This is a genomic window from Microcoleus sp., from assembly GCF_049646505.1.
Classification (GTDB): domain Bacteria; phylum Cyanobacteriota; class Cyanobacteriia; order Cyanobacteriales; family Microcoleaceae; genus Microcoleus.
In genome coordinates, this window is record NZ_JBARVX010000108.1 from 1 (window position 1) to 9,756 (window position 9,756).

Genomic DNA, 9,756 nt, shown 5'->3' on the forward strand with positions numbered 1-9,756 from the left:
GTGTTTCTCGAATATTCTACCTATGCAGATTTGCCGCACAAGTTTGAGGCGGGGACTCCGGCAATCGGGGAGGCGATCGCCCTTGGTGCCGCAATCGATTATCTTAATAACATTGGCATGGATAAGATTCATGCTTGCGAAGCCGAATTGACGGCTTATCTGTTCCAACAATTGCGACAAATTCCACAGATTAAAATTTACGGGCCGCAACCGGACAGCAACGGCGAAGGTAGGGCAGCTTTGGCGGCATTTACTGCCGGAGAAATTCACCCTCAAGACTTGTCTACCATGTTGGATCAAGATGGGGTCGCGATTCGTTCGGGGCATCACTGCACGCAAGCTTTGCACCGCTATTTGAACATTTCATCTACTGCACGGGTGAGTTTGTATTTTTACAATACCTATGAGGAGATTGATGTGTTTGTGAAGGCGTTGAAAGAGACGATCGACTTTTTCAGTTAGATGATGGGGTAAGTTGGTTGGTGATGGTTCGCGGGTAGAAATTTAGAAGCGATCGCTCTTTTTTTGACTGCAGATGAAGGCAGATGAACACGGATGAACGCGGATGAATAAGAGAGCGATCGCACATCGAAATCCCAAAACCCTAACGGAATCTGGTAAAATAGGGGCAGTCAACCCACAGGAAAGTCAAAAATATAAAGTGTGTTCGATCGACTATCTGCATATAGAAGGAGACAATAATGTTTGTATCAAACCTATCAGCAGAAAATTGGGTTGGCAACCAAGATGAAGGCGAGCTAATAGAAAATCCTACTTGGAGTCAAATAGAGCAAGCCATCCGCGAGTTAGACGGAAAAAGTAAAACTTTAGTTACCTTTGGTGCAGATGACGAGTGTTATATGAGCATTGGCGGCGGCGAATTAGGCAAATATATTGTCAACATAACTTTTGACAATGTTAGCTTCTATAATTTAGTAGCTCCATCAAAACCCGATGCAGTAGAAAAGCTAGTTGTCGGCGGACAAGAAGGTAATTATTCCGCCAAAATGTGTGTGAATTTAGAGACGGTACTGCTGGCAGCTCAAACATTTACAGAATCAGGACAACTTCAAAGATCGCTGTCTTGGGAAGAAGAGAAAGAATTAGCGGTGTCATCAAATAAGATTTAACACAACCTAAGTAAAGTGCGATCGCCCTTTCTGACTATCCGCGTTCATCCAACGTTAATCCGCCTCAATCGGCGGTTGCAAAAGCTCGATCGCCTGGTAAAATAAAACTAGAGTTTTCTCAGATCGAGGAGATTTTGAGATGATTGTTGCTACTTCAACTTTAGCCGAACAGAGAACCCTGCTAGAAAACATTAGCTGGTCAACTTTTGAAACCCTGCTCAAAGAAATAGGAAATAACCGAGGTTATCGCCTAGCTTACGATGAGGGAATGTTGGAAATTATGGCTCCACTATTTGAGCATGAAAATCCCAAGATTCAGTTCGATCGTTTCATTGTAGCTTTAGCAGAAGAACTCGGCATAGAAATCAAAAGTGCAGGCTCAACTACTCTCAAGCTCAAAAATGTAAAAAAAGGCATAGAACCTGACAATTGCTATTATATTCAAAACGAACCAGCCCTCAGAGGCCGGCAAGAATTGGATTTAGAAACAGCCCCACCGCCTGACTTAGCAATTGAAATAGATATTACCAGCACTTCGCTGAATAAGTTGGCAATTTACTCAGCACTTCGCGTCCCGGAAATTTGGCGATATAACGGGCGAGTTTTGAAATTTTATCAGTTGGTAGAGAGTGAATATATCGAGATCGACTTTAGCATTACTTTTCCTTTTTTATCGGTAGCGGAAATGGCTGGATTTTTTGATAGAACTCGCACAACCGGAGAAATTGCTTTGCTCAAATCCTTTAGAACTTGGGTTAATGGAAAAATACAGCAGTTATGAAAAGCATTACAACCAAAGAAACCGGGTTTTTTACCGAATCTACTGGTAACACCAAAATATTGTTGTAAAAACCCCGGTTTCTGGCTATAGCGGTTCTCAAGCGTGGTGAGGTATGCTTTTAGGCCCTGTTTGGCCAATGCCCTGTTTTGCCGATGCTTTTAGGCCCGATGCCCAATGCCCTGTTTGGCCGACAGTACCTCATCTTTCGCTAGAAATGCTATATATGGTGTCTATTTACCAAATATAAAATTTTATTCGAGTCTCAAATCGTGAAAAAACTATTAACTACTGCAATTGTTTTTCTGTCTGCAGCCACCCCTGGTTTGGCGATGACTCCCTCAGAATTAGCAACATTTGCAACTAACTATAAATACAATGAAAATGCTCCGGTAGCTTATTCTTATTATGACAAAAGCTGTCAAACTACTGTTTCTGTGCCGCTGGTTAAAACTCTGGATTTAGGTAGTGGAAGAATCGGAGGAATTACTAATAAATATCTGTGTTGGGGAGCTACCTATACTTATTTTGAAATGACTCGCGGCAACTTAGAATCTATTCGAGTCTTTGCGGAAGTAGGTGCAGGCCGATCGACTCGTTACACAAACTGGGGCCCGGCGGCAAATCCTGGGGATGATTTAACTCAGGATCAGCTTATATCTGTGGCAAAAGCGATCGCCAAACATACGCAATAAGCTAGCTTTTTGCACAAATATTCTATCTGTTAACCGCAGATTTCCAGCGGATAAACGCTGAAGGACGCAGATAGTTGAAAAAAGAGCGATCGCCTGAATGCAATTGTGTTTATACCAATTTAATATGAAGTTGCATATATCCCGATCCCCCTAAATCCCCCTTAAGAAGGGGGACTTTGAGAAGAATCTTGTCCCCCCTTATTAAGGGGGGTGCCAGGGCGATCAGATTCTATGCAGCCTCATAAAAAATTGGTATTAATGCGTGTTTAATGACTGCATTTAATACTCTCTAATTTCAGGATGGATAAATTGATAACCAGCAGCCTTAATCTTTTGATTCGAGACCTTCGCATTATAAGGCCGCACGCTAGGACTTCCATCCCAAGTAGCTTTCGGCAGATTGTGACGTTCAAAAATGCGATCGGTTAATTCGCGACTCGACAGCGATACATCCCCAACTAAATTGTAAATTCCCTGCAATCGATTGTCCAATGCAAAGGTCAATCCCCCAACAATATCATCCCGATGCACCCAATTTGTCGCATCTTCCCCCGCACCGGGACGAGTGCTCCCAGCCCAGCCTCCAAAGATTTTAACTAATTCTCGCCCCGGCCCGTAAATTCCGCCCAAACGGAGAATGCAGGTGTGAAGGTTGGGACTGGATGCTGCTAATAAAATTCGTTCTGTTTCGGCGAGAATTTCACCGTTGGGATTGGCTGGCTCCACGGGCGATTCTTCGTTTACCAGTTTACCTTGTCGATCGCCGTACACAGAATAAGTACCCGTATAAATCACCTGCTTGACTGTCGGTATCTGCTGCAAAACTGATACCAAAGTTGTCGCCGTCTCTAAGTAACTTTCTCGATAAGCACTAGAATTTGGAGCGCCGACGCACAGCATAACAGCATCTTGGTCTTGCAGTAAACTGGCGATCGCACTTGCATCATTTCCCTTAACTACAGCTACCCGCTGGGCGACAGCCTCCAATTCACTGACTCGGCTCGCCGTCGTCGTTGTCGCCGTCACGGTACAATCGGGTTTAGCGCGTAAATGTTTGGCTGTCGCAGTACCCACATAGCCGCAGCCGACGATCGCCACTTTCATAAAAAATTCTCCCTTGTATCATCTCTAATTATTACCGATTTTGGCGATTTGTTCGAGGTGGGTTTTATGGTAAAATGCAAAGGGTCGCGATCGGAGTGCATCATGTCCGAGAAAGATATTTTTGCCACATCCTCATCAACCGAACTTTTAGCTTTTTACGGTTCTTTATTTGCGATCGCAGCCGCCGATAGTGCCGCGGATATTGACTAACTAAATTTGCTATTTAAAACCATAAGTTTTGACAAGTTTTCTGACTCCGCAAAGACTCAAATCCTATCTCAAAAAGGTGAGGTACGAATTTTGACCTGGAAAGCTTGACTGTACAGGATTTCTGTATACCTCATTTATCTTAGAACCGCTATAACCTGCAATTTACTCCACTTAAGCCAAGCCCTTGATTGTAGCAGAAAATTATTTTGCAACAAATCTAACAGACATCTGCAGAAAAGCCAGTGTGGAACAGGCCGGACAGCCTGTTCCACAATAATTATTGGAGAAGTCTAATTTAAATGTGCGAGAGCTTACCAATTCCAACTGCTTTCGTGTCAACTGACAACTGCCAACTAACAACTGACAACTGCCAACTAACAACTGCCAACTGACTACTTCGCCCGGCCGGCCGTAGCATCCACAAGTTCCAACTGCGACAGCCGGAACGCGATCAGCTTGTCCCAATTGCCGCCTTCAAAAAGTACCGCGACTTTCCCGTCGGTAACTCGCTGGACAAGTCCTTGAAAGCCGTAGTAAATCTCGCCCTTATCTTTAACTCGAACTGCCGAACCTGGAAAAATCATAATTGTTTGAATGTGATGTTTGCTGCTGTTTATAGCTTACCGTTTTTTCGCGATCGGGCTTGATGCTAAAACGCGAGGATCTGCTCCGCCGGCGTTCCCAGTCAGTGCCTGGGAACGAGAGTACAACAGTTGGTTAGGCTAAGGCTGCTACGGAAACCTTACCGGCAATCCGGCCCGCCACCGCCCGCAACTCCCTCGCCGAAGCAGAACCCGGTTGTCCCACGACAATTGGCACGCCCGAATCGCCACCTTCCCGCAGCGGAATTTCCAGCGGAATGCGGCCTAACAGCGGCACTCCCAACTCAGCAGCCGTCCTTTCCCCGCCGCCGGAACCGAAAATATCGTATTGCTTGTCGGGCATATCCGGCGGTACAAAATAGCTCATATTTTCCACAATTCCCAACACCGGCACTCCCAACTGTTGGAACATCTTTAAACCTTTGCGGGAGTCCAACAAAGCCACCGTCTGCGGCGTAGTCACGATTACCGCACCCGCCATCGGCACCGCTTGCGCCATCGTCAACTGCGCGTCTCCAGTACCCGGAGGCATATCCACAATCAGATAATCTAAATCGCCCCAATTCACTTGGTAGAGAAACTGCCGGATGATCCCGTTTAACATCGGGCCCCGCCAAATCACGGGTTGGTCTTTGTCAATTAAAAACGCCATCGACACTAACTTGACACCGTAATTAAAGGCTGGTTCGAGGGTTTCCCCGCTTTTTCCGTCCTTAACCATCACTTTTGCGTCCGCCAAACCCAACATTGTCGGGTCGTTGGGCCCGTAGATATCCGCATCCAGCAAACCCACCTTCGCGCCGGTTTGCGCCAGCGCTACTGCCACATTTACCGCTACCGTGCTTTTGCCGACACCGCCTTTGCCGCTGGAAATGGCGACAATGTTTTTGACTCCTTCAATGCCTTGTCGATCGACCATTCCCTTCTGCTGCGGCGTTTCCGCTGTCACTTCCACCGCCACTTTTTCGACTCCTGGCAACTGTTTTACCGCTTTTTGGCAATCTTCCACAATAAATTCTCGCAGCGGGCAAGCAGGCGTTGTCAGCACTAAAGTAAAACTGACGACACCGCCGTCGATTTTAATATTGCGAATCATGTTCAATTCCACCAAACTTTTTTGCAGTTCGGGGTCTTGGACAGGTCGCAGGATTTCTAAGACTGAACTAATATCGAGTGTATTTGGCATTGTTTTCTCCACCATAGGTCTGCAATTGGGTTAGCAAATTTTCGATCGCAGCTTAAAGTATATTTTTGTTGCTATTTTTTAATGTATCTTCATTGCGATCATTTGCAGACCTGCAGTGGCATAATTACATGACGGGTGGATGTGGGAATCATCGCCCATCTCTGACTCAAATCTGACAACAGAAATTCTTATGACAGTTTCTACCACACTTAAAACCAACTCTTCTGTGTTTTTGCCGCCCGCTGACTCTAGAGCTAGAGTCAGCCAATTTATGAAATCCCTACAAGACGAAATTTGTCAAGCCCTCGAACAGCTCGACGGCGAAGGCCAATTTAAGGAAGACTCTTGGGAACGCTCCGAAGGCGGGGGCGGACGTTCTCGCGTTATGCGCGAAGGTAATGTGTTTGAACAAGGCGGAGTGAATTTTTCCGAAGTTTGGGGCGAAAGTTTGCCAGCTTTGATTCTTGCCAAGCACCCAGAAGCTGCCGGTCACGATTTTTACGCGACTGGGACTTCGATGGTGCTGCACCCCCGCAATCCGTATTTGCCTACGGTTCACCTGAATTACCGCTATTTTGAAGCAGGGCCGATTTGGTGGTTTGGCGGCGGTGTCGATTTGACTCCTTATTACCCGTTGGCTGAGGATGCAGCTCATTTTCACAAAACTCTGAAAGCAGCCTGCGACAAACACCACTCGGACTATTACCAGACATTTAAACTCTGGTGCGACGAATATTTCTACCTGCCCCACCGCCAAGAAACTCGCGGCGTCGGCGGCCTGTTTTTTGACTACCAAAGCGCTCGAGGCCCGCTTTACCGCGACCAAAATGTCAAAGGAAAAGCTGCTGAATACAGCAAGAATGCCGGAAACCCCGAACCCAGAAGCTGGGAGTCGCTGTTCGCCTTCGTACAGGACTGCGGGCGGGCATTTTTGCCGGCTTACACCCCAATTGTAGAAAAGCACCGATCGAAAGCATACGGCGATCGCGAGCGCGATTTCCAACTTTACCGCCGCGGCCGCTACGTTGAATTTAACTTGGTGTACGATCGAGGCACAACCTTTGGCTTGCAGACCAACGGACGCACCGAATCGATTCTCATGTCCCTGCCACCTTTGGTACGCTGGGAGTATTGTTTCGAGCCAGAACCCAACTCTCCAGAAGCCGAACTCTACTCGAAGTTCTTAAAACCGCAAGATTGGGCGAATTGGATGCCTCAGCAGTCACCGACCTGAGTTAAACTACTGAGAAAGCAACCACCGCGATAAATAATCATAAATTTGAGGGAAGGGTCAGTGATTCATATTGATCAAAAAACCCACACGCTATCTGACGGTACAACAGTTATCGTCTTAGCACCGACAGGACGGTTGGACATCACGACAGCTTGGCAATTCCGCCTCAAGTTGCAAGAGTGTATTTCCAAACTCAGCCGCCATGTCGTCGTGAATCTTGGTCAGGTAAACTTTATCGATAGCTCTGGCCTGACCTCGTTGGTAGCAGGTATGCGCGATGCGGATAAAGTTAAGGGAAGTTTCCGCATTTGCAATGTTCATCCAGAAGCCAAACTGGTGTTTGAAGTCACCATGATGGATTCTGTGTTTGAAATTTTTGAAACGGAAGAAGAAGCTCTAGAGGGGGTGCCGCGCGCCAGTTGATCGCTCTTGCTGGCATCGATTGCGGTGTAAGGACAATTTAAGAAGACCGGGCGATTGAAATCGCGTCTACACCAACAAAACCTGCCTCCGCAGGTTGAAGAAGACCGGGCGATTGAAATCGCGTCTATACAAACAAAACCGGCCTCCGCCGGTTGAAGACAAAGGCGGTGAAAATTACGTCATCTTCTTCTTTAGTCCGCGGAGGCGGACTTTGTTTTTGTAGGCGCGGTTTCAACCGCCGTCCGATATTTGTTTTTGTAGGCGCGGTTTCAACCGCCGTCTGAATTTTGTTTATCTAGACGCGGTTTCAACCGCCGTCTGATTTGCTCCCAAGCCTATTGGCCAATATCTCAGAAGCAAAATCCTGGCGCTTGACAAATCTCAAAGGGCCCATTAAAGCTCCCCAGATAGCCTTGCCTGTCGTGGGGCTAATTCCTTTGTCGTAGCTGAGAAATTCCTCGTCTGCGGCTTCAAATCCCAAGTCTACTTGGTAATTTTGCCCGCCGTAGGTAAAGCCGCAGCGAGTGCCCTGGGGCAGAGATGCCCGAAAACGATAGCGGTTTGAGGCTAAATTTTGCACCGCAACGGAGAGGGTGCAGCCAGGGAGGAATTCGATTTCCTCCCTGGTTAGTTTTGCTAGCAAGTCGGGGTTGCTACCTGCTCCTTTGACGGCTGCAATATCCTTAAACATATAATACTGAGCTTCTATAAGTGCTGGCGCTGTCTTTGCGTGCCTCAGTTGCACGATGCGGGGGCGGTAGGGTTTGTCTAGTTCCAGAATGTTGGCTTGTTCGGCAAACAGGGCAATCCCGGGCTCGGAAAATATATCCGCAGGCACCGGTCTTTGCCACAAACGAAGGTGGACGTACCAAGCCGGGTCTGCTAGCGCTTGTTCCCGGTTGTCAAAGTCGCCCGCCATGTACTGGGCTAAAGCTATTAATTCAGGAGAAATTGTCATATTTGTTTGATTTTTCAGTATTTGGACTTGACATTCAGCATTTATTGTGATAGGAATTGCCAGTTCTGGGCGGGCAAGTCAGAAGATTAGATTGGTGAGCGATCCCAGAAGAGCTATGATTGTAAAGATACTTGGGTTTTGCCCTGGTAGTGCGACAGATTATTTGTTGCCGCCCGTACAGCGAGGCAAAATTTTATCGATCGGATTTTGCCTCGCTGTACGGGCGGCACAACTAAAAAAAACTGGCAATTTTTGTCAGCCCGATCGCCAATCGACTCCCCCGACTTTACTCACGCCGCGCGCGGGCTGCGGCAAAATTATTTATCTATAAGACTCAGGTGAACAATAACCGTACTGTTTCAGATACTAAGCGAAGTTTCTATACGATTCACACTCGACCGATCAACTCAATTTACCGTCGAGTGGTGGAAGAGTTGATGGTAGAAATGCACTTGCTTTTGGCGAATGCCGATTTTCAATACGACCCGATTTATGCTTTGGGCGTGGTGACAGCTTTCGATCGATTCATGCTCGGGTACGCCCCTGAAGCAGACAGACTTTCGATTTTTAACGCTTTGTGCAAGTCCCTAGAAGAAGACCCAGAGCGCTACAAACAAGACGCTCAGCGCTTGGAAAGCATGGCGGGCAGACTTTCCGGGTCAGATTTGCTCTCGTGGCTCGATCGCTCCACCAGCTTTGAAGATACAGGAGATTTGCAAGCGTCCCTAGGGGCGATCGCCGGCAACGCTCAATTTAAGTACAGCCGCTTGTTCGCGATCGGCTTGTTCTCGCTGTTAGAAAAAGCTGACCCCGACATGGTAAAAGACCAAGAAACGCGAAACGGCGCGATCGCCAAAATCAGTGCAGCGTTGCACCTGCCTGAAGAAAAAGTTAGCAAAGATTTAGATTTGTACCGCAGCAATTTGGAAAAAATGATCCAAGCGCGAATAGTGCTTCAAGATGTGATCGAAGCGGAACGGAAAAAACGGGAAAAGCGAGAAATAAAAGTTACCGCCAGCCCCTCGGCAGACGCTTCTGAGAGTAACAATTAATCCTTTGAAGGAACAACGTTATCAGGCTTTGTTCAGGGTAAAAAAAGCAGAAAAAAGAGTTTTATTTGATCTCAAATAAAACTCTTAAATTTAAACTTTTTGTTCTTGAATTCTGACAGGTGCCTTCTACCTTGCGACCTCCTGCGCCCTCGCTCAACCGCAATCCGATTTGTTCGATCGTTGGGAATTTAAGTTTTCTGAGCATGAGGACTTGCATTCCCAGCGATCCAACCGTTTTTACGGGTAATTGACCGGACATATAGCGGTTCTCACAAAGGTGAGGTATGCTTTTAGGCCCGATGCCCGATGCTTTTAGGCCCGATGCCCGATGCTTTTAGGCCCGATGCTTTTAGGCCCGCGAGAGCACCTCATCTTTCTGAGAAA

13 protein-coding genes are annotated in these 9,756 nt (G+C 47.0%); 9 read left to right on the forward strand and 4 right to left on the reverse strand.

The window, feature by feature from the left end:
- From WBA89_RS06275 to WBA89_RS06290, 4 genes are all read left to right on the forward strand, one after another.
- Window positions 1-462 (forward strand): aminotransferase class V-fold PLP-dependent enzyme (locus tag WBA89_RS06275; protein WP_424404802.1); only part of this gene is annotated, 462 nt, incomplete at its 5' end.
- Window positions 463-701: 239 nt separating this feature from the next.
- Entirely contained in the window at window positions 702-1,130 is a 429-nt protein-coding gene (locus WBA89_RS06280) for an Imm1 family immunity protein (protein ID WP_424404804.1), read from the forward strand.
- Between the two features lie 139 nt (window positions 1,131-1,269).
- Window positions 1,270-1,911, forward strand: coding sequence for a Uma2 family endonuclease (locus tag WBA89_RS06285; protein ID WP_424404806.1), 642 nt, complete (start codon window positions 1,270-1,272; stop codon window positions 1,909-1,911).
- 269 nt (window positions 1,912-2,180) lie between these two features.
- Entirely contained in the window at window positions 2,181-2,603 is a 423-nt protein-coding gene (locus tag WBA89_RS06290) for a hypothetical protein (protein ID WP_424404808.1), read from the forward strand.
- Between the two features lie 279 nt (window positions 2,604-2,882).
- Here WBA89_RS06290 and WBA89_RS06295 read toward each other — a convergent pair whose 3' ends face one another.
- The gene (locus tag WBA89_RS06295; protein ID WP_424404810.1) at window positions 2,883-3,707 is read right to left on the reverse strand and encodes an NAD-dependent epimerase/dehydratase family protein; all 825 of its coding nucleotides are present in this window, start codon (window positions 3,705-3,707) and stop codon (window positions 2,883-2,885) included.
- A 66-nt stretch (window positions 3,708-3,773) separates the two neighbouring features.
- On the opposite strand from WBA89_RS06295, the gene WBA89_RS06300 reads away from it, so the two are divergent.
- Window positions 3,774-3,917: a hypothetical protein gene (locus WBA89_RS06300; RefSeq protein ID WP_424404812.1), complete on the forward strand. Its 144-nt coding sequence runs from the start codon at window positions 3,774-3,776 to the stop codon at window positions 3,915-3,917.
- 392 nt (window positions 3,918-4,309) lie between these two features.
- Here WBA89_RS06300 and WBA89_RS06305 read toward each other — a convergent pair whose 3' ends face one another.
- On the reverse strand, window positions 4,310-4,501 hold the full coding sequence (locus tag WBA89_RS06305) for an NAD(P)H dehydrogenase subunit NdhS (protein ID WP_193971290.1): 192 nt from the start codon (window positions 4,499-4,501) through the stop codon (window positions 4,310-4,312).
- Between the two features lie 133 nt (window positions 4,502-4,634).
- Window positions 4,635-5,705, reverse strand: a complete 1,071-nt coding sequence (locus tag WBA89_RS06310; RefSeq protein WP_424404815.1) for an Mrp/NBP35 family ATP-binding protein — start codon at window positions 5,703-5,705, stop codon at window positions 4,635-4,637.
- 190 nt (window positions 5,706-5,895) lie between these two features.
- Here WBA89_RS06310 and hemF point away from each other — a divergent pair, with 190 nt between their 5' ends.
- Together hemF and WBA89_RS06320 are read left to right on the forward strand one after the other, a co-directional pair.
- A complete protein-coding gene (gene hemF / locus WBA89_RS06315; RefSeq protein ID WP_424404817.1) occupies window positions 5,896-6,939 on the forward strand; it encodes an oxygen-dependent coproporphyrinogen oxidase in 1,044 nt (347 codons plus the stop codon).
- A 60-nt stretch (window positions 6,940-6,999) separates the two neighbouring features.
- On the forward strand, window positions 7,000-7,362 hold the full coding sequence (locus WBA89_RS06320) for an STAS domain-containing protein (protein ID WP_106149243.1): 363 nt from the start codon (window positions 7,000-7,002) through the stop codon (window positions 7,360-7,362).
- Between the two features lie 307 nt (window positions 7,363-7,669).
- On the opposite strand, the gene WBA89_RS06325 is transcribed toward WBA89_RS06320, so the two are convergent.
- Window positions 7,670-8,320, reverse strand: coding sequence for a chromophore lyase CpcT/CpeT (locus tag WBA89_RS06325; protein ID WP_424404820.1), 651 nt, complete (start codon window positions 8,318-8,320; stop codon window positions 7,670-7,672).
- A gap of 115 nt (window positions 8,321-8,435) precedes the next feature.
- Between WBA89_RS06325 and WBA89_RS06330 the strand changes: the two genes are divergently transcribed.
- Together WBA89_RS06330 and psb29 are read left to right on the forward strand one after the other, a co-directional pair.
- Window positions 8,436-8,651, forward strand: a complete 216-nt coding sequence (locus WBA89_RS06330; RefSeq protein WP_424404822.1) for a hypothetical protein — start codon at window positions 8,436-8,438, stop codon at window positions 8,649-8,651.
- Between the two features lie 7 nt (window positions 8,652-8,658).
- The gene (gene psb29, locus WBA89_RS06335) at window positions 8,659-9,372 is read left to right on the forward strand and encodes a photosystem II biogenesis protein Psp29 (protein ID WP_424404824.1); all 714 of its coding nucleotides are present in this window, start codon (window positions 8,659-8,661) and stop codon (window positions 9,370-9,372) included.
- The last annotated feature ends 384 nt before the right edge of the window (window positions 9,373-9,756 follow it).